The 26858-nt window shown below is 71.1% G+C and carries 23 protein-coding genes; 15 read left to right on the forward strand and 8 right to left on the reverse strand.

Annotated elements, in window-relative coordinates; translation table 11 throughout:
- Nucleotides 1-137 precede the first annotated feature (137 nt).
- Nucleotides 138-1577, forward strand: coding sequence for a Do family serine endopeptidase (locus tag JR065_RS15700; protein WP_206235238.1), 1440 nt, complete (start codon nt 138-140; stop codon nt 1575-1577).
- Between the two features lie 58 nt (nt 1578-1635).
- Here JR065_RS15700 and JR065_RS15705 read toward each other — a convergent pair whose 3' ends face one another.
- Nucleotides 1636-1863 (reverse strand): hypothetical protein, encoded by a 228-nt coding sequence (locus JR065_RS15705; RefSeq protein WP_206235239.1) that lies wholly within the window; start codon nt 1861-1863, stop codon nt 1636-1638.
- Nucleotides 1864-2015: 152 nt separating this feature from the next.
- Here JR065_RS15705 and JR065_RS15710 point away from each other — a divergent pair, with 152 nt between their 5' ends.
- The 6 genes from JR065_RS15710 (at nt 2016) to JR065_RS15735 (ending at nt 6945) form a co-directional block, all read left to right on the forward strand.
- Nucleotides 2016-2387, forward strand: coding sequence for a hypothetical protein (locus JR065_RS15710; protein ID WP_206235240.1), 372 nt, complete (start codon nt 2016-2018; stop codon nt 2385-2387).
- A 6-nt stretch (nt 2388-2393) separates the two neighbouring features.
- Nucleotides 2394-2906, forward strand: coding sequence for a phage holin family protein (locus JR065_RS15715; RefSeq protein ID WP_429001876.1), 513 nt, complete (start codon nt 2394-2396; stop codon nt 2904-2906).
- Entirely contained in the window at nt 2903-3376 is a 474-nt protein-coding gene (locus JR065_RS15720) for a hypothetical protein (protein WP_206235241.1), read from the forward strand. Before JR065_RS15715 ends, JR065_RS15720 begins: the two co-directional genes overlap by 4 nt.
- 154 nt (nt 3377-3530) lie before the next feature.
- The gene (locus JR065_RS15725) at nt 3531-4655 is read left to right on the forward strand and encodes an AI-2E family transporter (protein ID WP_206235242.1); all 1125 of its coding nucleotides are present in this window, start codon (nt 3531-3533) and stop codon (nt 4653-4655) included.
- Between the two features lie 115 nt (nt 4656-4770).
- Nucleotides 4771-5487 carry an HAD family hydrolase gene (locus tag JR065_RS15730; RefSeq protein WP_206235243.1) on the forward strand — a complete coding sequence of 239 codons (717 nt, stop codon included), beginning with the start codon at nt 4771-4773 and terminating at the stop codon, nt 5485-5487.
- Nucleotides 5488-5574: 87 nt separating this feature from the next.
- Complete coding sequence (locus JR065_RS15735; RefSeq protein ID WP_206235244.1) at nt 5575-6945, forward strand: leucyl aminopeptidase family protein; 1371 nt, start codon at nt 5575-5577, stop codon at nt 6943-6945.
- 1033 nt (nt 6946-7978) lie between these two features.
- Here JR065_RS15735 and JR065_RS15740 read toward each other — a convergent pair.
- The gene (locus JR065_RS15740) at nt 7979-8725 is read right to left on the reverse strand and encodes an anti-sigma factor family protein (protein ID WP_206235245.1); all 747 of its coding nucleotides are present in this window, start codon (nt 8723-8725) and stop codon (nt 7979-7981) included.
- Nucleotides 8722-9237: a sigma-70 family RNA polymerase sigma factor gene (locus tag JR065_RS15745; protein WP_206235246.1), complete on the reverse strand. Its 516-nt coding sequence runs from the start codon at nt 9235-9237 to the stop codon at nt 8722-8724. Before JR065_RS15745 ends, JR065_RS15740 begins: the two co-directional genes overlap by 4 nt.
- 377 nt (nt 9238-9614) lie before the next feature.
- Between JR065_RS15745 and JR065_RS15750 the strand changes: the two genes are divergently transcribed.
- Entirely contained in the window at nt 9615-10721 is a 1107-nt protein-coding gene (locus JR065_RS15750) for a catalase family peroxidase (protein ID WP_206235247.1), read from the forward strand.
- Nucleotides 10718-11299 (forward strand): cytochrome b, encoded by a 582-nt coding sequence (locus JR065_RS15755; RefSeq protein ID WP_206235248.1) that lies wholly within the window; start codon nt 10718-10720, stop codon nt 11297-11299. Before JR065_RS15750 ends, JR065_RS15755 begins: the two co-directional genes overlap by 4 nt.
- A gap of 492 nt (nt 11300-11791) precedes the next feature.
- Here the strand turns inward: JR065_RS15755 and JR065_RS15760 are convergent, their stop codons facing one another.
- A complete protein-coding gene (locus tag JR065_RS15760) occupies nt 11792-12586 on the reverse strand; it encodes a ThuA domain-containing protein (RefSeq protein ID WP_206235249.1) in 795 nt (264 codons plus the stop codon).
- 459 nt (nt 12587-13045) lie between these two features.
- Between JR065_RS15760 and fhuE the strand changes: the two genes are divergently transcribed.
- Nucleotides 13046-15196: a ferric-rhodotorulic acid/ferric-coprogen receptor FhuE gene (gene fhuE / locus JR065_RS15765; protein ID WP_206235250.1), complete on the forward strand. Its 2151-nt coding sequence runs from the start codon at nt 13046-13048 to the stop codon at nt 15194-15196.
- A 124-nt stretch (nt 15197-15320) separates the two neighbouring features.
- Here the strand turns inward: fhuE and JR065_RS15770 are convergent, their stop codons facing one another.
- Together JR065_RS15770 and JR065_RS15775 are read right to left on the reverse strand one after the other, a co-directional pair.
- Nucleotides 15321-15923 (reverse strand): response regulator, encoded by a 603-nt coding sequence (locus JR065_RS15770; RefSeq protein ID WP_206235251.1) that lies wholly within the window; start codon nt 15921-15923, stop codon nt 15321-15323.
- A gap of 55 nt (nt 15924-15978) precedes the next feature.
- Complete coding sequence (locus JR065_RS15775; RefSeq protein WP_206235252.1) at nt 15979-17196, reverse strand: sensor histidine kinase; 1218 nt, start codon at nt 17194-17196, stop codon at nt 15979-15981.
- Nucleotides 17197-17601: 405 nt separating this feature from the next.
- On the opposite strand from JR065_RS15775, the gene JR065_RS15780 reads away from it, so the two are divergent.
- The 5 genes from JR065_RS15780 (at nt 17602) to JR065_RS15800 (ending at nt 24509) form a co-directional block, all read left to right on the forward strand.
- The gene (locus JR065_RS15780) at nt 17602-18846 is read left to right on the forward strand and encodes an efflux RND transporter periplasmic adaptor subunit (protein WP_206235253.1); all 1245 of its coding nucleotides are present in this window, start codon (nt 17602-17604) and stop codon (nt 18844-18846) included.
- A 940-nt stretch (nt 18847-19786) separates the two neighbouring features.
- Nucleotides 19787-20479, forward strand: coding sequence for an ABC transporter ATP-binding protein (locus JR065_RS15785; protein WP_206235254.1), 693 nt, complete (start codon nt 19787-19789; stop codon nt 20477-20479).
- 73 nt (nt 20480-20552) lie between these two features.
- Nucleotides 20553-21710: an ABC transporter permease gene (locus tag JR065_RS15790; protein ID WP_206235255.1), complete on the forward strand. Its 1158-nt coding sequence runs from the start codon at nt 20553-20555 to the stop codon at nt 21708-21710.
- 46 nt (nt 21711-21756) lie between these two features.
- Nucleotides 21757-23070: an ABC transporter permease gene (locus JR065_RS15795; RefSeq protein WP_206235256.1), complete on the forward strand. Its 1314-nt coding sequence runs from the start codon at nt 21757-21759 to the stop codon at nt 23068-23070.
- Nucleotides 23071-23369: 299 nt separating this feature from the next.
- Nucleotides 23370-24509 carry an alpha/beta hydrolase family protein gene (locus JR065_RS15800; protein WP_206235257.1) on the forward strand — a complete coding sequence of 380 codons (1140 nt, stop codon included), beginning with the start codon at nt 23370-23372 and terminating at the stop codon, nt 24507-24509.
- A 126-nt stretch (nt 24510-24635) separates the two neighbouring features.
- Here the strand turns inward: JR065_RS15800 and rarD are convergent, their stop codons facing one another.
- Both rarD and yedA read right to left on the reverse strand, forming a co-directional pair.
- Nucleotides 24636-25547, reverse strand: coding sequence for an EamA family transporter RarD (gene rarD, locus JR065_RS15805; RefSeq protein WP_206235258.1), 912 nt, complete (start codon nt 25545-25547; stop codon nt 24636-24638).
- Nucleotides 25544-26443 (reverse strand): drug/metabolite exporter YedA, encoded by a 900-nt coding sequence (yedA, locus tag JR065_RS15810; protein WP_206235259.1) that lies wholly within the window; start codon nt 26441-26443, stop codon nt 25544-25546. Before yedA ends, rarD begins: the two co-directional genes overlap by 4 nt.
- Nucleotides 26444-26858: the final 415 nt, after the last annotated feature.

Genomic DNA, 26858 nt, shown 5'->3' on the forward strand with positions numbered 1-26858 from the left:
GAGCGGGTCCGTTCGTCGGCCCGATCCGCGCCCGGCAAGGCTTTCACCAAAGGTTAAAAGCGCGTCGTTCATCTTGATTTACACGCACCCGTGCCCATCTGCCCTGGCAGCCCTTCGCGTCACCCCGGAACCGACCCATGCGCCCGTTGCCCACGTTGCTGACCCTGACCGCCGCCGCCGCGTTCGGCGGCTTCGCCGCCACCGCCATCAACGCCCAGTGGGACAACCGCGCCGAGGCCGCGCCGCCGCGCGCGCCGGTGGCGCAGACGGTGACCGCCGCCGCGGCGCTGCCGGCCTCGGTGGCCGGGCAGCCGCTGCCGTCGCTGGCGCCGATGCTGCAGCAGACGATGCCGGCGGTGGTCAGCGTCAACACCAAGCAGGTGGTGCGGGTGCGCAACCCCTACTTCAACGACCCGTTCTTCCGCCGCCTGTTCCCGGACATCCCGCAGGAGCGGATCAACGAGTCGCTGGGCTCGGGGGTGATCATCGACGCCAGGAACGGCTACGTGCTGACCAACCACCACGTGATCGAGAACGCCGACGACGTGCAGGTGACGCTGGCCGACGGGCGCACGGTGCAGGCCGAGTTCATCGGCTCGGACGCCGACACCGACATCGCGCTGATCCGGATCAAGGCCGACAACCTCACCGAGATCCGCCTGGGCGACAGCAGCAAGCTGCGGGTGGGCGATTTCGTGGTGGCGATCGGCAATCCGTTCGGCTTCACCCAGACGGTGACCTCGGGCATCGTCTCGGCGGTGGGCCGCAGCGGCATCCGCGGGCTGGGCTACCAGAACTTCATCCAGACCGACGCGTCGATCAACCCGGGCAACTCCGGCGGCGCGCTGGTCGACCTGCACGGCGAGCTGGTCGGCATCAACACCGCCAGCTTCAACCCGCAGGGCAGCATGGCCGGCAACATCGGCCTGGGCCTGGCGATCCCGTCGAACCTGGCGCGCGGGGTGGTGGAGCAGCTCAAGAGCAAGGGCGTGGTGATCCGCGGCACGTTGGGCATCGAGACCCAGAACCTGACCTCGCAGCTGGCGCAGGGCCTGGGCCTGGACAGCCCGCGCGGGGCGCTGGTGACGCGGGTGCTGGCCGGCTCCGGCGCCGGCGTCGCCGGGCTGCAGCCGGGCGACGTGATCGTCGGCGCCAACAACGAGCGGGTGGACAGCGCCGAGGCGCTGCACAACTACGAAGGCCTGCAGCCGGTGGGCAGCACGGTGACCTTGGACGTGCGCCGCGACGGCCGCCCGTTGCAGCTGAAGGCGACGCTGAAGGAGCAGCCGCGCGCGGTCAGCGGCGACTCGCTGGACCCGCGCCTGGCCGGCGCCACCTTCGTCGACCTGCCCGAGTCGGTGCGCCAGTCCGGGCTGGGCGGGGTGATGATCAGCAACGTGGCGCGCGGCAGCCGCGCGGCGCGCAACGGCCTGGCCAGCGGCGACGTGGTGGTGGCCGCCTCCGCGGGCGAGTTCGCCGACCTGGCCAGCTGGCGCGCCAACTTCGCGCGCAAGCCCAGCCAGCTGGTGCTGCGCGTGGTGCGCGGCGGCGTGCGCGCCGACCTGGTGATGCAGTAGGCCTGCGCGATGCGGCGGCCCGCACGCGGCGCGTTGCCGCCGACGGCGCCGCGCCGGCTCAGTCGAGCTTCTCGGCGTAGTCCTCGCGCACGTGCTGGTTGACGTAGGTGGTGAGCCCGGCGCCGGCCGCGGCCAGCCGCTGCATCTGCGCCACGTGCTCGGCCCCGGGGCAGGCGTCGGTGTACAGGTAGGTGCCGCCGTGGCGGAAACGCAGCTTGATCCAGCCCTCGCCACTTTCGTACGCGGCCACGCCGGCGTCGCCGCTGCGCGCGGTGTACCGTTTCATTGCGGGCTCCTGGTGTGGGACGCGCCCAGTCTGCCCGCATGCGCGTGGACGCAAGCTAACAAGCCCTACACCGCCCCGATGGTATTGCTGTGCATCGCGAACCGCGAACCGCCCACCACGGGCACGCCCCTTCCACCCCTAGGAGACACGCGATGAACGCAAGTCCGACCAACACCGAGAACCTCAAGGACAACCTCAGCGAAGCCAGCTCGCACCTGAAGTCGGCCGCCGGCTACGCCAGCGAGGCGATCAAGGGCGCGGCCGGCGCGGCCGGCGACGAGCTGAAGCTGGGCAAGGCCAACGTCAAGGCCGAGCTGTCCGACAGCGCGCTGTCCGGCCTGGCCGCCGCCGAGTTCGGCAGCGCCGCCGCCAAGGAGCAGGTCGACGTGCTGCTGGACAAGGGCCGCGACCTGGTCGAAAGCGCCGCCGACCTGATCCGCGAACGCCCGCTGGCCTCGTTCGGCGTGGCCTTCGCCACCGGCTGGATCATCGCCAAGCTGGCGCGCAGCGGCGGCGACAAGTAAGTCGGCGTGAGCGACGAGCAGGCCCGCGCCGCCGCCGGCGGCGCCCCTTCTTCCGAGCCGCCGGGCGAGGCGCCCGCCGAGCCCGCGCGGCCGTCGCTGGAGGAGTCGTTCCGCCAGTTCAGCGGCGCCGGCCGCGAAGGCCTGGCCGCCACGGTCGAAGCCGGCCGGGCGCTGCGCCGGCTGATCGCGGCCGACCTGGCGCTGGCGCGCGCGGCATTGGCCCGCGCGCTGGTGTGGCTGACCATCGCGGTGGCGTTCGGCGCTTCGGCGTGGATGCTGCTGATGGGCGCGCTGATCGCGGTGCTGCAGCGCATGGGCTGGTCGTGGCTGGCCTCGATCTCGGCGACCGCGGCGTTCAGCCTGGTGGTCACCGCACTGGGCGCGTGGCAGGCGCTGCGCTATTTCGAAATGAGCAAACTCGACGCCACCCGGCGCCAGCTGGCCAAGCTGGGGATCGGCGGCGACGACGACGACAACGAGGGCGGCCAGGCCGCCGCGTCAGCCGAGGCGAGGCGATGAAATTCGAGCAACTGCAGCACCGCATCGCGCGCGCGGAAACGGTGCTGGACGGGCGCCAGCAGCAGATGCAGGCCCAGTGGGGCACGCTCAAGCGGGTCTGGCACGAAGGCTGGACCCCGCTGCGCATCGTGGTGGTGGGCCTGGGCGCCGGCTTCGTGGTCGGCCGCGCCGAGCCGGCGGCGGCGATCGGCAAGCTGGGCGGCGTGCGCTGGCTGCAGATGCTCAGCACCGTGTCCAGCCTGGTGACCGCCACCCGCGCCAAGGAGGCCTCGCACCAGGCCTCGCGTGCAGCCGACCATGCGCAGGATGCGGCGGACACCGCCAACGAAGGCGCGGCGAACCCGGACGTGGCGGCCGCCGCCGCAGCCGCGGCGGCCACTGCGGCGACGGCGCAACGCAGCGCCCCGGCACCGCGCGGCGACCTGCCGCCGCGCGCGGCCGAAGCGGCGACCGAGCTGTCCGAACGCTGAGCGTGGCACCCGCCGCGCGCGCCGCGCCGCCTGCGCACCGGTTCTACACGCCGCACAGGCAGCCGATCGGCCTACACTCGCCTCCCCCCTTTCGCGCCCCGTGGCGCGCGCCCCGGTTGCGCGCCGCGCGGCGCCGCACGCAGCCGCAGGCCCGATGAGCACACCGACCGCTTCCGTTTCCGACGCCGCCGACGGCCTGCCGCCCACCGACGACGCGGCGCTGCCGCCGCCCCCGGCGCCGCGTCCGCGCGGGCCGATGTCGCTGGTGCTGCTGGCGATCCTGGCGGTGGGCTACACGCTGTGGGCCGCGCAGGACGTGATCCTGCCGGTGCTGCTGGCGGCGTTCTTCGCCCTGGTCGGCAACCCGATCCTGCGCGGCCTGAACCGGCTGTACGTGCCGCGCTTCCTGGGCGCGCTGTTCGTGCTGGTATCCGGCATGGCGGTCGCGGTGGCGCTGACCCTGCAGCTGGCCGGCCCGGCCGCCGAGTGGGTGCAGCAGGCGCCGCGGCAGATGCGCCACATCGCCACCCAGGTGCGCGACCTGACCAAGCCGATGCAGCAGGCCAACCAGGCGGCGGAGAACTTCGCGCGCGCCGCCGGCGGCGAGAGCGGTCGCCGCGTGCAGGTGATCCGCACGCAGATGGACGATCCGTACAAGGCGCTGGTGCGCACGCCGCGGCTGGCGGCCTCGGCGCTGGCGGTGGTGCTGCTGACGTTCTTCTTCATGGTGTTCGGCGAGAACCTGCAGCGGCATGCGATCGCGCTGCTGCCCAACCGCCAGCAGCAGAAGTTCACCGCCGATATCCTGCGTTCGATCGAGCGCGAGGTGTCGCGCTACGTGTTGACCATCACCATCATCAACACCCTGGTGGGGCTGATCTTCGCCGGCATCCTGGTGCTGCTGAAGATCCCGCTGCAGGAAGCGCTGCTGTGGGGCACGGTGGTGGCGCTGCTGAACTTCGCGCCGTACGTGGGCCCGCTGATCGGCGCGATCCTGATGCTGCTGATGGGCTTCGTCGAGTTCCGCGACCCGCTGACCGCCTCGCTGCCGGCCACCTTGTACCTGGCGCTGCACCTGCTCGAAGGCCAGGTGGTGACGCCGATCGTGCTCGGCCGGCGCATGGCGATCTCGCCGCTGATGCTGATCCTGGCGCTGATGCTGTTCGGCTGGCTGTGGGGCATGGTCGGCCTGCTGCTGGCGGTGCCGCTGCTGGTGTGCATCAAGATGGTGCTGGCGCGCGTGGAAGGCATGCAGCGCTGGGCCAAGCTGCTGGAATGAAGCCGGGACACGGGTCGCGGAAAAGCGGTCGGCGCGCCGCGGGTGCCTGCATGGGTGTCTACCCAGCACGACGGCCGCGGCGGCTGGTTGGCGTAAAATCCGCCAGGTGACTTCCTTGCCTTCCTTCCCCGTCCGCGCGATCACCCTGGATCTGGACGACACCCTGTGGCCGTTCGCGCCGATCGGCGCGCGCATCGAGCAGATCCTGCACGACTGGCTGCTGCAGCACAGCCCGCGCACCGCCGAGCGGTTCCCGATCGCGGCGATGCGCCAGCTGCGCGATGCGGTGTTCGCGGCGAACCCGCACCTGGCGCACGACCTGAGCGAAATGCGCCGGCTGACGCTGCGCCGCGCGCTGGAGGAAAGCGGCGGCGATGTGGCGCTGGTGGAGCCGGCGTACGAGGTGTTCTACGCCGCGCGCAACGAAGTGGAGTGCTACCCCGACAGCCTTCAGGCGCTGGCGCGGATCGCCGCGCGGGTGCCGGTGGCGGCGCTGAGCAACGGCAACGCCGACCTGGCGCGGATCGGCCTGGCGCAGCATTTCGCGTTCCAGCTCAGCGCGCGCGAACACGGCGCGGCCAAGCCGGACCCGGGCATCTTCCACGCCGCCTGCGCGCGCCTGGGCCTGCCGTGCGCGCAGGTGCTGCACGTGGGCGACCACATCGAGATGGACGTGCTCGGCGCGATGGACGCGGGCCTGCGCGGCTGCTGGATCAACCGCGACGCGCAGGCCTGGCATCCGCCGCGGCCGCCCGACCTGCACTTCGACACCCTCACCGGCCTGGCCGACTGGCTGGACGCGACGCAGCCGCCGCACGGAGCGGCGGCGTGAGCCTCGCGCCGGCGCAATGCCCGGCTTCCTTCCCCGCCCGCTGCCGGACGCGCGCGCCACGCGCGCCGGCCTAGCCAAGGACCGCCCATGTCCCTGCCCCACGGCTTCATCGACTCCCCGACCCGCGCGCAACCGCTGTACGTGCTCGGCCGCGAACAGCTGGCCGAATGGCGCGCCGCGCAGCGCCCGGCGTGGGTGGCGTGGATGGATGCGCAGCAGTTCATGGCCGCGCCGGGCACGGCGCTGCTGCTGCCCGGCGACCACGGCGTGGCCGGCGCGGTGCTCGGCGTGGGCGACCGCGGCGATGCCTACGCCTACGCGCACGCGCCGTCCGCGCTGCCGCCGGGCAGCGAGTGGGAACTGGCCAGCGCGCTGGGCGCCGAGGAGCAGGCCGCGCTGCAGCTGGGCTGGGGATTGGGCAGCTACCGCTTCGCGCGCTACAAGCAGCCGCCGCGCGTGCCGGCGCGGCTGGCGGCCACGCCGTCGGCGGAAGTGCGCGACCTGCTGCAGGCGTGCCTGCGGGTGCGCGACTGGGTCAACACGCCGACCGAGCAGATGGGCCCGGAGCAACTGGAAGCCGAGGCGCGCGAGATCGCGCAGGCGCACGGCGCGCAGATCGAGGTGATCGCCGGCGAGGCGCTGCTGGCGCAGAACTTCCCCGCGATCCACGCCGTGGGCCGCGCCTCGCATCGCGCGCCGCGGCTGATCGCGCTGCGCTGGGGCGAGGCGGCGCACCCGCACGTGGCGCTGGTCGGCAAGGGCGTGTGCTTCGACACCGGCGGGCTGGACCTGAAGCCGGCCGACGGCATGCGCAACATGAAGAAGGACATGGGCGGCGCGGCGCACGCGCTGGCGCTGGCCGGGCTGGTGATGGCGCAGCGGCTGCCGGTGCGGCTGACGGTGCTGATCCCGGCGGTGGAGAACGCGGTCGGCCCGGACGCGTTCCGCCCCGGCGAGGTGCTGGCCACCCGCCAGGGCATCAGCGTGGAGATCGACAACACCGACGCCGAGGGCCGGCTGATCCTGTGCGATGCGCTGACCTACGCCGGCGAGCAGTCGCCGGACGTGATCCTGGATTTCGCCACGCTCACCGGCGCGGCGCGCATCGCGCTGGGCCCGGACCTGCCGGCGCTGTTCGCCAACGACGACGCGCTGGCGCAGGCGTGGATCGACGCCGGCGAGCGGACCCGCGACCCGGTATGGCGCATGCCGCTGTGGCGCCCGTACCTGCGCTACCTGACCAGCTCGATCGCCGACCTGGCCAACGCCGGCTCGCGCATGGCCGGCGCGGTCACCGCGGCGCTGTACCTGGAGCGTTTCGTGCCGGCGCAGCAGGCCTGGGCGCACCTGGACGTGTATGCCTGGAACGACAGCGAACGCCCCGGCCGCCCGGCCGGTGGCGAGGCGCTGGCGCTGCGCTCGGCCTACGCGATGCTCAAGGCGCGCTACGCCGGCTAGCGGAGCGACGCTGGCACGGTCCTGCACTGCGATCTGCGCGTTCTTCGCTTCGCTCGTCGCGGCTGAAGCCGCTCCTACAGGATCTTGCGATATCTGCGGCTGGGGTCACTGTAGGAGGGACTTCAGTCCCGACCGCTTCTGATCGCGGCAACGCTATCGCTTCGTCCGTCGCGACTGAAGTCGCTCCCACAAGGAGCCTTGCGGCTCGCTCCCTGGTTGCACTGCGGGAGGGAGTTCAGTCCCAACACTGTCCGGTCGCGGTAGCTCCACCGCTTCGCTCGTCGCGGCTGAAGCCGCTCCTACAGGATCTTGCGATATCAGCGGCTGGGGTCACTGTAGGAGGGACTTCAGTCCCGACCGCTTCTGATCGCGGCAACGCTATCGCTTCGTCCGTCGCGACTGAAGTCGCTCCCACAAGGAGCCTTGCGGCTCGCTCCCTGGTTGCACTGCGGGAGGGAGTTCAGTCCCAACACTGTCCGGTCGCGGTAGCTCCACCGCTTCGCTCGTCGCGGCTGAAGCCGCTCCTACAGGATCTTGCGATATCAGCGGCTGGGGTCACTGTAGGAGGGACTTCAGTCCCGACCGCTTCTGATCGCGGCAACGCTATCGCTTCGTCCGTCGCGACTGAAGTCGCTCCCACAAGGAGCCTTGCGGCTCGCTCCCTGGTTGCACTGCGGGAGGGAGTTCAGTCCCAACGCTGTCCGGTCGCGGTAGCTCCACCGCTTCGCTCGTCGCGGCTGAAGCCGCTCCTGCAGGATCTTGCGATATCAGCGGCTGGGGTCACTGTAGGAGGGACTTCAGTCCCGACCGCTTCTGATCGCGGCAACGCTATCGCTTCGTCCGTCGCGGCTGAAGTCGCTCCCACAAGGAGCCTTGCGGCCTGCTCGCTGGGTGCACTGTGGGAGGGACTTCAGTCCCGACGCGATACGGGTGCGGCGTCGCTTCGTTCATCGCGGCTGAAGCCGCTCCTACAGGGAGAAATCATACGGGCATGCATCATGCATTCGCCATGCGCAGTTCGCGCCGCGCCGTCTCAGCCCTGCTCGCGCAGCAGCGGGGCGATCTGGCGCATGCGGGTCTGCGTGGCCGGGCCGACCAGGGCGAAGGCGGTGTCGCCCTCGGACCAGTACTGCGCCAGCAGGCGGCCGTCGCGGCGCTCGCCGGTGCCGATGCGGGCATTGCCCGGGCGCAGGTACAGGCCGATGCGCGCGCCGTCGGCGTCCTGGTAGACCAGCATCGCGGCGGCGCCCTCGGGCGTGGACAGCAGGCGCCCGCCGCGCAAGGCGAAGCCCTGCGCCTGCAGGTCCGGCACCGCGCCGGCCTGGCCGAAGTGGGTGCGCAGCCAGCCCTGCAGGGCCACCCGCCGTGCCGGGTCGAATTCCAGCGGCTGCTCGCCGTCGGCGAACAGGCGGTAGGCGGCCACCGCGTCGGCCATCGGCAGGCGCTCGCCGCCGAGGCGGCTGTCGCGCAGCTGCCAGCCCAGCGTGGTGCCCAGGCCCAGCATCAGCACGCCGCTGGCCACCATGCCGTACAGCGCGCGCCGCCGTTGCCGCACGCGGCGGCGCAACGCGGTCGGGGTCAGCGCGGCATTGGCCGGCATCGCGTCCACGCCGGCCCACGCCGCGCGCAACGCGTCGGCGTCGCGCTTCCAGCCGGCCACGCGCGCGGCCTGCTCGGGATGGGCCTGCAGCCACGCCGCCACCTGCGCGGCGCGCACAGGGTCCAGCCGGCCATCGACATAGGCGTGAAGGGTTTCGTCGTCGGGTCGCAACACGGTCATTTGAGCACTCGCAAGGCAGGGCCGCCGGCGCTGCGGCCTTCGCTGATCTGGCGCAGTTTCTCCCGCGCGCGCGACAGCCGCGACATCACCGTGCCGATCGGCAGCGCCAGCGCGGTGGCCGCTTCGCGGTAGCTGAAGCCTTCCACGCTGACCAGCAACAGCAGCGCGCGCTGTTCGGCCGGCAGCTGCGCGAACGCGGCCAGCGTGGCGCGGCCGGCGTGCACCTGTTCGGCGGACGGCGCCTGCGCCGGCTGCTGCGGCGCGAACAGCGCCGCCACCCGCTGCCAGCGCTGCGCGCGGCGGCGCTCGTCGACGAACTGCCGGTACACGATCGCGAACAGCCACGGCTGCAGCGCGTCGGCGTCGCGGCGCGTGGACCAGCGCCGCAGCGCGCGCTCCAGCGCGGCCTGCACCAGGTCGTCGGCGGCGGCCGCATCGCCGGCCAGCGATTGCGCGAAACGCCGCAACCGCGGCATCAGCGCACGCAGGGATTCGTCGTCGAGTTCATGCATGGCTGGGTTCGTGCGGCAGGTCGGGATGGGCGGTCATCGATAGGACGCACGGCAAGGCCGATTATTCCCCCGCCTGGGTTAGCCGCCCGTCGGTATCGATCGGCGACCGCGGCCGTCGTCAGCACCGGCACCTGCTGTCGTCGCGCGGCAGGAATCGGAGGGCGATCGCGGATGGACACACGGCAAGCCGGAGTATTAGCAAAGCGTGAGTTGGCCACTCTCCGGGAGCGTCGGCGCGATCGCGCCGCTCAGGCCGGCTGGAAACAACTGCCGTCAGCAAAATGCTCCCGCAGGCCATGCACAAAACACCGGCACCGGGAATAGATGGCGACGCCGCACGTCTCACTGCCAATCGCCGCCGCCACAGGAGTTCCCCTATGTCCCATCCCGACCCCGCCCCGCCCTCGCCACCACGCCCGCGGCCCTGGCTGCCGTTGGCCGGCATCGCCGCGATCGCCGCCGCGCTCGCTGCCGCCTTCGCCTGGAGCGCCGGCTGGTTGGGCGCACCGCCGCGGCTGACCGCGCAGCGCATGACCGACGCCATCGAGGCCGGCGGGCCGCCGCATCCGGGCTTCCGCCGCGCGCACAGCAAGGGCCTGTGCGTGAGCGGGCATTTCGAGGGCAATGGCCAGGCCAGCGCGCTGTCCTCGGCGCGGGTGTTCACCCAGGCCTCGGTGCCGGTGCTGGGGCGGATGTCGATCGGTGGCGGCGATCCGCACGGGGCCGATGGCGCCGCGCGGGTGCGCAGCATGGCGCTGCTGCTGCGCAGCGACGACGGCCAGCAGTGGCGCACGGCGATGAACAGTTTCCCGTTCTTCGTGGTGGCCACGCCGGAGGGCTTCATGGCGCAGACCCTGGCCGCGCGGCCGGACCCGGCCACCGGCAAGCCGGACCCGGCGAAGCTGGCCGCGTTCGTGCAGCAGTACCCGGAAGCGAAGAAGTTCCAGCAGTGGGCCAAGACCGCGCCGTGGTCCGACAGCTGGGCCAACACCCAGTACAACGGGGTCAACGCGTTCCGCTTCACCGCCGCCGACGGCAGCAGCCGCTTCGTGCGCTGGTCGATGCGGCCGCAGACCGCGTTCAAGGCGCTGTCCGCGGCGCAGCGCGCGCAGGCCGACGCCGACTTCCTCGGCCAGGACCTGCAGGCGCGGCTGGCGCGCGGCCCGCTGCGCTGGGACCTGGTGCTGACCGTGGCCGCGGCCGGCGACCCGGTCGACGACCCCTCGCAACCGTGGCCGCAGGACCGGCAGCAGGTGGTCGCCGGCACCCTGGTGTTGGACCACGCCGAACCGCAGGCCACCGGTCCGTGCCGCGACATCAACTACGACCCGCTGATCCTGCCGCGCGGCATCGCCGGGTCCGACGACCCGATCCTGGCCGCGCGCTCGGCGGTGTATTCGCACTCCTTCAACCGCCGCGAACGCGAGATCGGCCGCGGCCAGGCGCCCGAGGCCACCGGCCAGGCGAACGGGGGTGCGCGATGAGCCGCGCGAATGGGTCCGGCCACTTCAACGCCACCGCGCGCGCGCTGCATTGGCTGATGGCGGCGATGATCGTGACCATGCTGTTCGTCGGCGTGGGCATGGTGGCCTCGGTGTCGCAGCGTCCGTGGCTGCTCGACCTGCACCGCCCGCTGGGCATCGCGATCGGGCTGCTGGCGATCGTGCGCCTGGGCAACCGCCTGCGCCACCGGCCGCCGCCGCTGCCGGCGGATCTGCCGCCGTGGCAGAAGGTGGCGGCGCACGCCTCGCACTGGCTGCTGTACGCGCTGATGCTGGCGATGCCGCTGCTCGGCTGGTCGATGCTGTCGGCCGGCGGCTACCCGGTCGTGCTGTGGCCGGGCGTGCAGCTGCCGCCGATCGCGCCGCACGGCCCGGCGCTGTACGCGTGGCTGCGCAGCGCGCACGGCTGGCTGGCGTACCTGCTGTTCGCCACGGTGCTGGGGCATCTGTGCGCGGCGCTGTTCCACGCCTGGGTGCGCCGCGATGGCGTGTTCTCGAGCATGGCACGCGGCGCGGCGGTGCCGGCGGTCGAGCCGGCGCCGCCGCAGGAACAGGCGTAGCGGGATTTGCGCTGCTATGGTTGCAGCGGCGTGGGGGCGACTTCCGGGCATCGCGGCGATCGTCGCGATGGCGGGGTCGGTACCGCGCGTCGCGACTGAAGCCGCTCCCACAAGTGAAGCGCGCGATGTCCCAACCGGTGCATTGTCAGGGAGCGCGCTCGCCTGCTGCGGGAGTGGCGCAGGCTGGGTCGAGGCCGGTCAAGCGTGCGGCTCCGCCTGTCGCGGCCAAGCCGCCGTTGCAACGGGGGGCGCTTGGTGCGCTGGGCGGTGCACTGAAGGCGGCTTCCCTTTTTGGGATCGACCCGGCTGGGTATGAAACTGCAGGCTTCCGGCGCTGTGTCGCGGCTGAAGCCGCTCCTACAGACTCGCGCCGTGCTGTGCCGGTGCACCTGTAGGAGGGGCTTTAGCCCCGACCACGCTCCGCCGCGACCGGGTTGCAGGTTCGCGCGCCGCGATTGGAAGCCACTCTCATAGGCTGAGGGCAATCCGCTTTCAACGCGATGGTGATGCGGCGGGCGCCGGACCGGCGGCGATGCCGCGTCCGGTCGCGGCCCAGTAGATGCCGCCGTACAGGTGCTCCAGGTAGCGCGGGTCGTTGTAGGCCTCGGCCTGGTGGCCGAGCGCGGTGGCGAACACGCGGCCGCCTTCGAAGTGGTGGTACCAGGCCACCGGATGCTCCTTGCCCATGCCCTTGGCGACCTGCCCCGGCCAGATCAGCGTGGGGTCGTAGCTGGATTCGTCCACGGTCATCAGCGTGACCAGGTCGTCGCTGTACGGCGGGTCGTACTCGTACCACTCGTCCGACCACACCCAGCGCTGCGGCAGGCCGGCGGTGGCGGGGAAGTTGCGGTCGACCACGTCGACCATCGCGGTCTGCAGGTAGGGATGGGTGCGGAACGAGCGCCCGATCAGCCGGTCGTACCAGTCCCAGTCGCCGCGCCGGATCGCGAACGCCTTGTGCACGGCGACCACGCCGCCGCCGTTGCGCACGTACTGCTGGAACCGGGCGCGCTGCGCCGGGTTCAGTTCGGTGGCCGGGGTGTTGAGCAGCACGATCGCCGCGTACTGCGACAGGTCCTGGTCGAACGCGGACGTGTTCCAGGCCCACACCAGCTCGACGTAGTGCTGCCGCGCCATCGCTTCGAAGCGCGGCTTGGCCACGGGAATGTAGTCGTGGTGATACTGGTTGGGGATCGCCGCCACCAGCACCTTGAACTGCCCTTCGGCCGCCACCGCGGCACCGGCCAGCCACGCGCACAGCAGCAGCCAGCCACGCATCCACTTCATCGCGCACTCCCCGTCGACAGATGCCGCCGAGCATAGCCGCTGGCAGCGGCGGCACCGGCCGGCCGCGCGCAATTTCATAGCCGCGTGCCGTATCGGCATACCGGCCGAGGGCCTGCCGGCGGCACGCACGCCGGTGCATGGGGCGGGCCGCGGCACCGGCAAGACGCACGCAGATGGCGGCGCCGACATAGTCTTGCCGCCCCGGCGCCGTTACACTTGCCGCCATCGGGCTTCACCCTGATCCAACGGCCACGAAGCCCGCCCGAGAACCCGTCATTCGCCGGCCATCCTTTCCGGGGCCGCCGGCTGCATCGACAGCGCCAGCCAGGTGTCGACGCTCCGGGCGCAGGCTTGGCCTGCGCACGAGGACGTACCGCTCCAAGCCAGCATCCAACCCCGGCCATCGAAGGCGCTACGCAGCGCCTTCGATGGCCATGCCCGCTTGCCTTGGAGCCTGCAATGAACCGTTTCCTCCCTCCCCGCTTCCCGCGCCGCTGCGCATTGGCCACGGCGTGCCTGCTCGCCACGCTGCCCGCGCTCGCCGCCGAGCCGGCCGCCGCGACCGCCGCGGCCGACGGCGACGTCACCAACCTCGACCAGATCGTGGTCAAGGGCGAACGCGCCGAAGGCTACAGCGTGCGCAAGACCACCGCCGGCACCCGCTTCGAGCTGGCGCCGCGGGAGATCCCGCAGTCGGTGAGCATCATCAGCCACCAGCGCATCGAGGATCAGGGCCTGGACGACATCATCGACGTGCTGGAGAACACCACCGGCGTGTCCAACACCCGTTCGGACAGCGAGCGCTTCGAGTTCTACGCGCGCGGCTTCTACATCGACAACTACCAGTTCGACGGCATCCCCACCACGATGGTGCAGAACTGGAGCTACGGCGACTCGGCGCTGGACCTGGCGCTGTACGACCGCGTGGAAGTGGTGCGCGGCGCCACCGGCCTGATGACCGGCGCGGGCAATCCGTCGGCCTCGGTCAACCTGATCCGCAAGCACGCCGACAGCGCCGAACTGACCGGCAGCGTCTCGGTCACCGCCGGCAGCTGGGGCAGGACCCGCTCCACCGTCGACGTCACCACCCCGCTCAACGCCAGCGGCAGCGTGCGCGCGCGGGTGATCGGCAGCTACCTGGACACCGACTCGTACGTGGACCGCTACACCCAGCAGAAGGTGCTGGGCTACGCGGTGATCGACGCCGACCTGACCCCGGACACGCAGCTGAGCGTGGGCTACGACTACCAGAAGAAGCAGTCCGACGACGTCACCTGGGGCGGCTTCCCGCTGTGGTACGCCGACGGCAGCCGCACCCGCTACGACGCCTCGTTCAACCCGGCCACCGACTGGACGTTCTGGGACACGACCACCAAGCGCGCCTTCGTCACCTTGCAGCACGCCTTCGGCAACGGCTGGGACATCAAGCTCAACGCCACCCACGACCAGACCGACGTCACCGACAAGCTGTTCTACCCGTACTACACGATCTACGGCTTCGACCGGCAGACCGGCGCCGGCGTGGTGCCGTACTCGGGCTATTACATCACCCAGCGCAAGGTCGACGGCCTGGACGCCTATGCCGACGGTCCGTTCCAGCTGTTCGGGCGCGAGCACGAGCTGATGGCCGGCGTCAGCTACAACCGCCGCCGCTACGTCAACGACGGCGCGTTCGATTTCCCCGGGCCGATGGACAGCTACTTGAACTGGACCGGAAACCACCCGGAGCCGGACTGGGCGCCGCTGACCGAGTTCAGCCGCGGCACCGTCACCCAGAAGGCCGGCTACGCCGCCGCGCGGCTGTCGCTGGCCGATCCGCTGAAGCTGATCGTGGGCGCGCGCTATACCGACTGGAAGGTGGACGGCGCCGAGAACGGCGTGCCCTACACCAGCCAGCAGAAGGAAACCACGCCGTATGCCGGCCTGGTCTACACCATCGACGCGGTGTGGTCGGCCTACGCCAGCTACACCGACATCTTCCAGCCGCAGACCACGCGCACCGTCAGCGGCGCGTACCTGGATCCGGTGCTCGGCAAGAGCTACGAGGCCGGGGTCAAGGCCGCCTGGTTCGACGACCGCCTCAATGCGTCGCTGTCGGTGTTCCGCATCGAGCAGGACAACGTGGCCCAGGCGACCACCGAGTTCGTGCAGGGCACCTCGGAGACGGCGTACATCGCGGCCAAGGGCACGGTCAGCCGCGGCTTCGAGTTCGAGTTGAACGGCGAACTGACGCCGGGCTGGAACGCCACCTTCGGCGCCTCGCGCTACGTCGCCAAGGACGCAGGCGGCACCGACATCAACACCCAGCTGCCGCAGACCACGATCAAGTTCTACAGCAGCTACACGCCGCGCAGCGTCAGCGAGCTGACCTTCGGCGGCGGCGTCAACTGGCAGAACGGCATCTACTACACCGACGCGGTCTACGGCCGCTTCGAGCAGGACGCCTATGCGCTGGTCAGCGCGTTCGCGCGCTATCGGCTGTCGCCGGAGTTCTCGGTGCAGGTCAACCTCAACAACCTGCTGGACAAGAAGTACTACGCGCAGATCTACGGCTACGGCGCCTGGGGCGAACCGCGCAACGGCTCGCTGACCTTCACCTGGTCGTTCTGATCGTGCCGCCTCGCCCGCTGCCACGCGGCGGACGGGGACTGCAGCGCAGCCACGCGCAGACGCCGGCAGGCCGCGCCGCCGGCAGCGGCGTTCGCGGCACCCGGCGCGGCGCGCCGCGCCGCCGTCACAGCCAGCCCTTCTGCCGCGCCAGGCGCGCCGCCTCGATGCGGTTGCCGACGCCGAGCTTGCCGATCGCATCGGACAGGTAGTTGCGCACGGTGCCGTGCGACAGCCCCAGCTGGCTGGCGATCGCCCCGGCCGAGGCGCCGTCGCCGGCCAGGCGCAGCACCTGGCGTTCGCGGTCGTTGAGCGGATCGGCCTCGGTCCAGGCCTCCAGCGCCAGTTCCGGATCGATCGCGCGGCCGCCGCGGTGCACCTGGCGGATCGCCTCGACCAGGCGCTCGGGCGGAGCGTCCTTGAGCAGGTAGCCGCCGACGCCGGCGTCCAGCGCACGGCGCAGGAAACCGGGGCGGGCGAAGGTGGTGACGATGACCACCCGGATCGGCAGTTGCCGGCGCTGTACCCGCTGCGCCAACTCCAGGCCGGTCAGGCCGGGCATCTCGATGTCGGTGACCAGCAGGTCCGGCGCGTGCGCCTGCAGCGCGCGCCACGCGGCCTCGCCGTCGGCGGCGGCGGCGACCACGTCGATGTCCGATTCCAGGCCGAGCAGCGCGGCCAATGCGCCGCGCACCATCGCCTGGTCTTCAGCCAGCACTACTCGAATCACGCGCGTCCCCGTCCTGTGCCGCGCATTGTAGGGCGGCGGCGGCGTGGACGCCCCTTCAGAGCACGGCGGCGTCCTGGCCGCGCGGCAGCGGCGCGGTGGCCGGCGCATCCGCCGGCAGCGGCACGCTCGCCAGCAGGCAGGTGCCGCGCCCGCGCGCCGACTCGATCCACAGCGCGCCGCCCACCGCCTCCAGCCGCTCGCGCATGCTGGTCAGGCCGGTGCCCGGCACCATCGCGCCGCCATGGCCATCGTCGCGGATCTCCAGCCAGGCCTGGCCGTGCTCGCGCCACAGGCGCAGCTGTGCGCTGCCGGCGCCGGCGTGGCGCTGGATGTTGGTCGCCGCCTCGCGCAGGATCAGCGCGAACACCGTCTCCAGCTCCACGCATGGCGGCAAGGCCTCGACCCGGTAGCGGAACGCCACCCCGGACGATTCCAGCAGCAGCTTGGCCGAGGCCAGTTCGGCCGCCAGCTGCGCGGCGCGGATGCCGCTGACCGCGCGCCGCACCTGCGCCAGCGCCTCGCGCGCGACCGCGCCGACCTCGTCCATCTCGCGCCGCGCCGCGGCCGGGTCGCGCTCGAGCAGGCGCGCGGCCAGGTCCGACTTCAGCGCCACCAGCGACAGGGTGTGGCCGAGCAGGTCGTGCAGGTCGCGGCCGATGCGCTCGCGTTCGGCGACCGCGGCCAGCCGCCGCACTTCCTCGTGGCTCAGCCGCAGCTGCGCGTCGGCGCGCGCGCGGCGCTCGAAGCTGATGTTCATCAGCCCCACCGCCAGGCCCACCAGCACCGCGCTGGTCATGTACAGCAGCGACCAGCCCTGCATCCACCACGCCACCGCGAACGCGCCGAGCAGCAGCAGCATCGCCGCCAGCGCGCGCGCCAGCGGAAAGCAGAACGCCAGGAACGCGCAGGCATAGATCATGTAGCACTGCGCGCCCGGGTTGTACGGCAACAACGCGAACGCCAGCGCGGCCATGCCGGCCACGCACCCGCGCAAATAGCGGCGATCGCAGTAGTAGGCCACGTAGTACAACGCCAGGAACAGCGCGTAGCTGCCCATGGTCGGCCAGAACCAGCGCTTGAAGTAGTGCGGCTCGTACAGCGGGGTGACGAACAGCCAGATCGACCAGATCAGCGACAGCCAAACGAACCACTGGCTGCTGCGCCGGGCGGTGGTCCAGGCCAGGCGCTGGGCGATCAGCGAGTCGGGCGCGGGTCGCAACAGGTCGATCACGGCAGGCTCCAGGGGCGGGCGCGGCGCCGCGGCGCATAGCATAGCGAGCGGGCTGTACGCCGCGCGCGCGGCGGCGTCGCCGTGCCGCCGCTGTCACGTGCGGCAGTGCAGCAGCCGGCGCCGCCGGCCACGTGCGAGGATCGCGCCACGGCGGCGGCATCCGGCATCGCGGCCGGCACCGGCAACACGGGTGCAACGTGGTCCATCCTGGCGTGGCCTGAGGTCGCGGCGATGGCGCCATCCTCGCCTGCGCAGGGCGCCGCGCCCAGTGCCGCGCATCAGCCGATGCGGATGACAGCTGTCACTGGCGGCGGCGCGGCGATTGCCGCATGCTGCGCACCGCGCCATGGGGTATGGCGCGGCGCACGCCGTAGAAGGTGACTTCCGGCAACTGGAAACGGCCACCGGCCTGGTCACACTGCGCCCATCGCTACGTCCTGGAACATGATGAATACTTCCGCCGACCTGCTCAACGAACTCCGCATCGACCGCAAGGCGCCGCCCAGCCAGCCGCCGTCGCGGCGCGGGCTGTGGATCGCGTTGGCGTTGCTGCTGCTGGTCGTGCTCGGCGCGGGCGGCTGGTGGCTGTTCGGGCGCGACCAGGCGCTGCCGGTGACCACCGCGCCGGTGGTGGCGATCGCCGCCGGCGGCAGCAGCGCCTCGGTGCTCGACGCCAGCGGCTACGTCGTGGCGCGGCGCATGGCCACGGTGTCGGCGAAGATCACCGGCAAGGTGCGAGAGGTGATGATCGAGGAAGGCATGCGCGTGGAGCAGGGCCAGGTGATGGCGACGCTGGACCCGATCGACGCCGACGCGCAGCGCCTGCTGTCGTCCTCGCAGCTGGAGGCCGCGCGCAGCCAGGTGGCGAACATGCAGGCGCAGCTGCGCCAGGCCGAGGCCGACGCCAGGCGGCTGGAGACGCTGGTCGCGCAGCAGCTGGTGTCGCGTTCGCAGTACGACCAGTCGGTGGCGCAGCGCGATGCGTTGCGCGCGCAGCTGCAGGCGGCGCAGCGCAACGTCAACGTGGCCGGCAACCAGCTGTCGATCGCCGACCTGAACGTGGACAACACCATCGTGCGCGCGCCGTTCTCCGGCGTGGTCACCGCCAAGGCGGCGCAGCCGGGCGAGATCGTCTCGCCGCTGTCGGCCGGCGGCGGCTTCACCCGTACCGGCATCGGCACCGTGGTGGACATGGAATCGCTGGAGATCGAGGTGGAAGTGGGCGAGGCCTTCATCGGCCGGGTCAAGCCGGGCATGCCGGTGGAAGCCACGCTCAACGCCTATCCGGAATGGAAGATCCCGGCCGAGGTGATCGCGATCATCCCGTCGGCCGACCGCGGCAAGGCCACGGTGAAGGTGCGCGTGGCGCTGAAGCAGAAGGATCCGCGCATCGTGCCGGAGATGGGCGTGCGGGTGAGCTTCCTGGAGGCGCCGCAGGCGCAGGCCGCCAACACGCCGCAGGGCGTGCGCGTGCCGGGCGCGGCGATCGTCAAGCGCGACGGCCAGGACGTGGCCTTCGCGCTGGCCGAGGACAACACCGTCGAACAGCGCGCGCTGAAGCTGGGCATCGCGCTGGGCGACGACCGCCAGGTGCTGTCGGGCCTGGCGGCGGGCGACACGGTGGTGCTGGATCCGCCGGAGGCGTTGAAGGAAGGCGCCAAGGTGAAGCTGGCGGAGGCGGACGGGCAGTAAGGCGCGGTCCCCAAGCGGTGGAGTGCTGCACGTTGCCGGGTTGTGCGGCGCCACAGTCGGCCGTTGCGCAGCTGCCGTATGCAGACGGTCTACGCATCGACCACGCATGGTGCCACCACTTGCTTTAACCGTGCCATTGCCGTTGATTTAGCTGTTGCTTCAGCTGCCGATCGCTTTGTACTTATGTTTATTGCTCGTGCTTTGCTTCGCTCGTGCTGTTGCTGTTGCTGTTGCTGTTGTTCTCGCTTTGGCTGTTGACTTACGGGTCCCATCCGCAGCGGCGGCTACGTCGGGGAAGAACCCCGCAGGGGCGGCGCACAGGGATGTGCGCCGTTCGCGGCAGGGGCAGGATGCCCCTTCCGCGAATCCCCGGCGTAGACGCGGACCTGGAGCGCGCAGCGCGGAAGGCGCGAGGACGGGCGTGCTTGACCAGCCATTCGGCTGTGATAAAAGCGCTTCTTTTGGTTACTTTTCTTTGCACGAGCAAAGAAAAGTGACCCGCGTCAGCGGAAGCTGTTGCTGTGCTCCCACAAGCAAAACCCAAGCACAAGCAACAGCAAAGCTTTCGCCTTGCGGCGAGTTACTTTTCTTTGCTTGTGCAAAGAAAGGTAACCAAAAGAAGTGCTTTTATCACAGCCGAATGGCTGGTCAAGCACACCCTACTCCGCGCCCTCCGCGCTGCGCGCTCCGGGTCCGCGAACAGACCGGGATTCGCGTACGGGGCATCCTGCCCCTTTCGCGAACGGCGCACATCCATGTGCGCCGCCCCTGCGGGGTTTTTCCCGGCCTGTTCGCCGCTGCGTAAGGGACCCGGTAGGGCAAAAAGCAAAGCACGGCAACAGCACACCGCAACAGCAACAGCAACAGCAACAGACACGAACACGGCACTACCGTCATTGCAATCGAAGACCCGACCCGTCCACTGCCAGGAAAAACCGCCATGTCCACCCTCGTCACCCTGCGCAATGTCGTCAAGACCTACCAACGCGGCCCCGAGCAAGTTAAGGTCCTGCACGGCATCGACCTGCAGATCGAACGCGGCGACTTCGTCGCGCTGATGGGCCCGTCCGGCTCGGGCAAGACCACCTTGCTCAACCTGATCGGCGGCCTGGATACCCCCAGCGGCGGCGAGATCGAGATCGAGGACCAGCGCCTGGACCGCATGAGCGGCGGCCAGCTGTCGACCTGGCGCAGCCACCACGTCGGCTTCGTGTTCCAGTTCTACAACCTGATGCCGATGCTCACCGCGCAGAAGAACGTCGAGCTTCCGCTGCTGCTGACCTCGCTCAGCGCCGCGCAACGCAAGCGCAACGCCGAGATCGCGCTGACCCTGGTCGGCCTGGCCGACCGCCGCAGCCACCGCCCCAACGAACTGTCCGGCGGCCAGCAGCAGCGCGTGGCGATCGCGCGCGCGATCGTCTCCGACCCCACCTTCCTGATCTGCGACGAACCCACCGGCGACCTGGACCGGCAGTCGGCCGAGGAGATCCTGCAGCTGCTGCAGCAGCTCAACCGCGAGCATGGCAAGACCATCATCATGGTCACCCACGACCCCAAGGCGGCCGAGTACGCCACCCACACCGTGCATCTGGACAAGGGCGAGCTGGCCGACGCGCCGCTCGTGGCGCATTGAACCGGGCCCCGCCGCGCATGCACCGCGCCGCGCAGGCCGTGGCCGCTGCGCACCGCACATTGGAGGATGCAACATGAAGTACTTCTCGTTGGTCTGGGCGCAGCTGTTCCGCAGCAAGACCCGCACGCTGCTGACGCTGCTGTCGGTGGTCGCGGCGTTCCTGCTGTTCGGCATGCTCGACTCGGTGCGCGTGGCGTTCAACTCCGGCGGCAGCGTCGAGGGCGCCAGCCGGCTGGTGGTGGCCTCGCGGCTGTCGATCACCCAGGCGCTGCCGGTCAGCCTGCTGCCGCAGATCGAATCGGTGCCCGGGGTCAAGAAGGTCACCTATGCGATGTGGTTCGGCGGCATCTACCAGGATCCGAAGAACTTCTTCCCCAACTTCTCGGTGGCGCCGAACTTCTTCGACGTCTACACCGAGTACGACGTCGACCCGGCGCAGCTGAAGGCGTTCCGCGAGACCCGCACCGGCGCGGCGGTCGGCGCGGCGCTGGCCAAGAAGCACGGCTGGAAGATCGGCGACACCATCCCGCTGCAGGCCACGATCTTCCCGCGCGGCGGCAGCAACGACTGGCCGCTGACGCTGACCACGATCTTCCGGGTCAAGGACGCCAAGAACGCGCAGGCCGAGAACCAGTTGATGATGAACTGGAAATACTTCGACGAGTCCAACGACTACATCAAGAGCCGGGTCAGCTGGTACACGGTGCAGTTGAACAACGCCGAGCAGGCTTCGCGCGTGGCGCAGGCGATCGATGCGCTATCGGCCAATTCCGATCACGAGACCAAGAGCCAGACCGAGGCGGCGTTTTCGCAGGCCTTCGCCAAGCAGTTCGCCGACATCGGTCTGATCGTCACCGCGATCATGGGCGCGGTGTTCTTCACCCTGCTGCTGCTCACCGGCAACACCATGGCGCAGGCAGTGCGCGAGCGCATCCCGGAACTGGCCACGCTCAAGACACTCGGCTTCCGCGACAGCACCGTGCTCGGCCTGGTGATGGTCGAGTCGGTGCTGCTGATCGTGCTCGGCGGGCTGATCGGCATGGGCCTGGCGTCGCTGATCATCCCCGGCGTGGCCGCGGCCAGTGGCGGAATGATGCCGATGCGCAGCGTGCCGCCGCAGACCTGGGGTGTGGCGCTGGGGCTGATGGTCGTGATCGGCATCGTGGTCGGCCTGCTGCCGGCGTTGCGCGCGCAGCGGCTGAAGATCGTGGACGCGCTGGCCGGGCGCTGAGCCCGCCGCCGCACCGCCCCACTCCCACTATCGGAAAGGCACGCTCATGAAAATCAAGCAATGGTTGTGGAATCTGCTGTCGGTGGCGCTGCTGGCCGTCGGCCTGGCGGTGTGGATCGCGCTGCCGTGGTACGCGGTGCTGGGGCTGGCGGTGGCGGTGGCGCTGTGGCTGCTGCTGACCCGCAGCGGGCGCCTGGCGCTGGCCGCCACCCGCATCGGCGTGGCCAGCCTGCCGCAGCGCTGGGGCGCCTCGTCGGTGATCGTGGTCGGCATCGCCGGCGTGGTCGGCGTGCTGGTGGCGATGCTGGCGATGGGCGAAGGCTTCCAGGCCACGCTCAGCAGCACCGGCGACGACACCACCGCGATCGTGCTGCGCGGCGGCTCGCAGGCCGAGACCAACTCGGTGATCACCCGCGACCAGGTGCCGCTGGTGGCCAGCCTGGCCGGCATCGCCAAGGGCGCCGACGGCAAGCCGCTGCTGTCGCCGGAGCTGTCGCAGGTGATCAACCTGCCGAGCAAGGCCGACGGCACCGACACCAACGTGCAGTTCCGCGGCGTCGGCGACGCCGCCTGGGCGGTGCACGACAAGGTCAAGATCGTCGAGGGCCGCCGCTTCGGCGCCGGCCTGCGCGAGATCGTCGTCGGCCAGGGCGCCAAGTCGCAGTTCCGCGGGCTGGAGGTGGGCAAGACGCTCAACCTGGGCCGCGAGCAGTGGACGGTGGTCGGCGTGTTCGCCTCCGGCGACGCGCACGATTCGGAACTGTGGGGCGATGCGCAGACGCTGGCGTCCACCTACAACCGCAGCGCCTACCAGTCGATCAGCGTGCGCACCGCCGGCAAGGACGGCTACGCCCAGTTCAAGGCGGCGATGGCCGCCGACCCGCGGCTGAAGCTGGACGTGGAGACCACCCGCGACTACTACGCCAAGCAGGGCGGCGGCCTGAACAAGCTGATCAGCGTGCTGGGCACGGTGATCGGCGCCATCATGGCGGTGGGCGCGGTGTTCGGCGCGCTCAACACCATGTACGCGGCGGTGGCCACGCGCGCGCGCGAGATCGCCACGATGCGCGCGCTCGGCTTCCGCGGGCTGCCGGTGGTCACCGCGGTGATGCTGGAGACGATGCTGCTGGCGTTGCTCGGCGGCCTGCTCGGCGGGCTGATCGCCTGGACGGTGTTCAACGGCTACAGCGTGTCCACGCTGGGCAGCAACTTCAGCCAGGTGGTGTTCCAGTTCAAGGTGTCGCCGCCGCTGCTGTGGAGCGGGCTGAAGTGGGCGCTGGGCATCGGCCTGGTCGGCGGCCTGTTCCCGGCGCTGCGCGCGGCGCGGCTGCCCATCACCACCGCGCTGCGCGAGGTATAGCGCGGGACGGACCGGTACGCGGGACGCCCGGGAACGACGGGTCTCCGTCGCCCCGCGGCGTCCGCGCCGGTCGGTCGGCCACCCGGCCATCCAGCCAGCGGCCGGCAAGACCGGCCAGGTCGGCGCCCGCGAACGGTTTCGCGGGAGCGGGAGCGGGAGCGGGGGCACGGGGCAGCGGCGCATCGCCGCCCGCTCCGGCCCGCTTTACCGCCGTCATCATTCGGTCATCCAACTACGGTAGAGCGCCCAGGGCCGAAGGCTGTAGCCTGCGCGGCCGTCTCCCCGCCGCTACCACCGCCATGTCGCGCCTGCGTCTGCTGCTCGTCCTCTGCGCCAGCCTGTGCCTGGCCGCCTGCTCGTCCACCTCGCTCGCCGACCGGCTGATCGCGCCGGGCGGCGTGTCGCCGCTGATGGACGAGGAACGCATCCAGGGCCTGCTGGCGACACTGCCCAACCGCAGCGGCCATGTGCTCACCCCGGCCGGCATCCCGATCTTCTGGCGCGCGATCGATCCGGGCGACTACCGCATGCGCTACCGCTACGAGCAGGCCGGGCGCGATGCCGACGGCCACGAGCGCGCCGACTTCGCGATGGAGGTGGGCAACCCGCAGCCGCGCGGGCGCGCCGCCCCGCGCGGCACCGTGGTGCTGCTGCACGGCTGGATGATGGACGGCGACTCGCTGCTGCCGTGGTCGCTGGACCTGGCCCAGGCCGGCTACCGCAGCATCAGCATCGACCTGCGCAACCACGGCCGCTCCGGCGGCGGCAGCGCTGGCTACGGCACCCGCGAGTCCGACGACGTGGTCGCGGTGATCCGTGCCCTGCGCGCGCGCGGCGAGGTGCAGGGGCCGCTGTACCTGTTCGGCGTGTCCTACGGCGCGGCCACCGCGCTGTTCAGCGCGCAGAAACTGGGCGGCGAGGTCAGCGGCGTGGTGGCGATGGAGTCGTACGCCAATGCCGGACGCGGCATCCGCGACATGATCCCGCACATGCTGGCCAGCCGCCCGCGCGGCTGGATGGCCAGCGCGGCGATGGACCTGGCGCGCTGGCGCTACGGCGGCCAGGACCTGGATGCGGTGATCGCCAGCGCCAACCAGCGCCTGGCGCTGAACCTGGACCGGGTCGACGTGACCGCCGCCGCGCGCGCCGCGCCGGCCTGCGTGCTGCTGCTGCACGGCGCGGCCGACCAGCACATCCCGGTCGCGCACGGCCGCCTGCTCGCGCTGGACGCCCCGCGCGCGCATTACCTGGAAATGCCGGGCGAAAACCACCTGAGCCTGCCGATGCGGCTGGACCTGCTCGGCCCGACGGTGGAGGACTGGTTCGCCGAGTTGCCGGCGCAGCGCCGCGACGGCCGCTGTCCGTCGCCGCTGGCGCCGCCCGTGGACACCGAGCAGCAGCTGACCGGCGCCCCGGCCGCGAACGGCAGCCGCAGCTAGCAAACCCTCTCCGGAACATCCCCTGTAGGAACGGCTTCAGCCGCGACCGGCGAAGCGGGAACTTCCCGGCCGCGGACACCGTCGGGGCTGAAGCCCCTCCGACAGTGCACTCGCCCACGCGCTGCGCTACCCACCGCCGCGGCGCCGCCCCCAGCCCGAGCGCCACAGGCTCTCGCCGGCGAACAGCATCAGCCCGATCCAGATCGCGGCGAAGCCGATCGCCTTGCCGGTGTCGAACGGCTCGCGGAAGAACCACACCCCGAGCAGCAGCTGCAGGCTCGGCGCGATGTACTGCAGCAGCCCCACCAGCGACAGGGGGATGCGCCGCACGCCGTAGGCGAAACCGATCAGCGGCACCGCGGTGACCACGCCGCCGAACACCAGCAGCGCATCGTCGCGCCAGCCCCAGCCGTCGGCGAAGCCGCCGCCGTGCCCGGCCTCGCCCCACAGCACGAACCCCAGCGCCGGCAGGAACAGGTACAGGCTCTCCACCCCCAGCCCGGCCACCGCGTCCACCTGCACCAGCTTGCGCAGCAGGCCATACAGGCCGAACGAGCACGCCAGCCCCAGCGCGATCCACGGCGGCGCGCCGGCGTCCACGGTCAGCCAGCTCACCCCGAGCGCCGCGCACGCCACCGCCAGCCACTGCACGCCGCGCAGGCGCTCCTTCAGCACCAGCACGCCGAGCAGCACGTTGACCAGCGGATTGATGAAGTAGCCCAGGCTGGTCTCGATCACATGGCCGGCGTTGACCGCCCAGATGTACAGACCCCAGTTGAACGCGATCGCCACGCTGCTCAGCGCCAGCGTGGCCAGCGCGCGCGGCTTGGCCGCGATGGCCCGCCACCACTGCAGGCGCGCGCTGTACACCAGCCACGCCACCACCAGCAGCGTGCTCCACACGATGCGGTGGGCGATGATGAAGGCCGACGGCACCTCCCTGAGCAGGTGCCAGTACACCGGCACCACGCCCCACAGCGCGAAGGTCAGCGCGGTGACGATCAGCCCGCGGCGGGTTTCCTGCTCGGTGGCGGTCATCGCCGCGCCCGCGCCAGAGTGATCACCACCACGCCGGCCAGGATCACCGCCATCGCGCCCAGGTCGTGCGCGGTGAAATGCTCCTGGCCGAGCCAGGCGCCCAGCGCCACCGCGATCACCGGGTTGACGTAGGCGTAGCTGCCGGCCAGCACCGGGCGCACGTTCTGCAGCAGCCACACGTAGGCGGTGAACGCCACGATCGAACCGAACACGCACAAGTACGCCACCGCCAGCATGCCGTGCGGCGTCGGCCAGCCGTTCGGACGCTCGCCGCTGAGCAGGCCGGCGGCGAGCAGCAACGCGCCGCCGCACAGCATCTGCCCGGCGGCGGCCATGAACGGCGTCGGCAGCTCGCGTCCGCGCGACCACACCGACCCGTATGCCCAGCCGATCGGCGCGATCAGCAGCAGCACCAGGCCGGTGGGGCTGGCGGTGAGGCTGCTGCCGGCGTTGAGCCACACCACGCCGAGGAAGCCGATCACGATGCCCAGCCATTCGCCGGCGCTGGCGTGCTGGCCGCGCAGCGCGCCGAACAGCGCCATCCACAACGGCACCGAGGCCACCGCCACCGCGGCCAGGCCGGAGGACACGCTGCGTTCGGCCAGCACCACCATGCCGTTGCCGCATAGCAGCAGCAGCGCGCCGAGCACCGCCAGCGAGCCCCACTGCCGCCGCGTCGGCGCGGCCACGCCGCGCCAGCGCAGCACCGCATACAGCAGCGAGCCGGCGACGATGAAGCGCAGCCCCGAGACCATGCTCAGCGGCGGCACCCCGCCTTCGAGCGCGAAGCGGATGGCCAGGTAGGTGGAACCCCAGACCACATAGACCAGCAGCAAGGCGAGGACGACGAAGCCGCCACGCGCGGGGACGGCGGCGGAAGAGGACGGGGACGACATGCGCAGACGGACCGGGCGGTGTGGACATGAATTCTAGGCCAGCAGCCACGACCAGCGACAGCATTGCAACGCGACACGCGCGGCACGCTGTTTTGCGCATAGCGCCTGGTCCATTCGAGCCACCGGCGATGCATGACCGATAGAGCCAGCATGATCCTGAGCGCAGCACCTCCTTGCATCATTGCAGAGGCCGTTCCGAAGGCTTCGGCCACCGGCCGCATCGCCGCGCCGCAGGCTCCCCGCGTCGGGACTGAAGTCCCTCCCACAATGCACCCAGCAAACTCAGCGCAAGGCTTCCTGTAGGAGCGGCTTCAGCCGCGACCGAAGGCATCGGCAACCCATCGGCTTGGCAGCAGCAGGGCCGAAGCCGCCTGCCGCGCACTTAGCCAACCAGCGCGAAGCTCCACCTGTGGGA

Source organism: Xanthomonas sp., from assembly GCF_017163755.1.
Lineage (GTDB): Bacteria > Pseudomonadota > Gammaproteobacteria > Xanthomonadales > Xanthomonadaceae > Xanthomonas_A.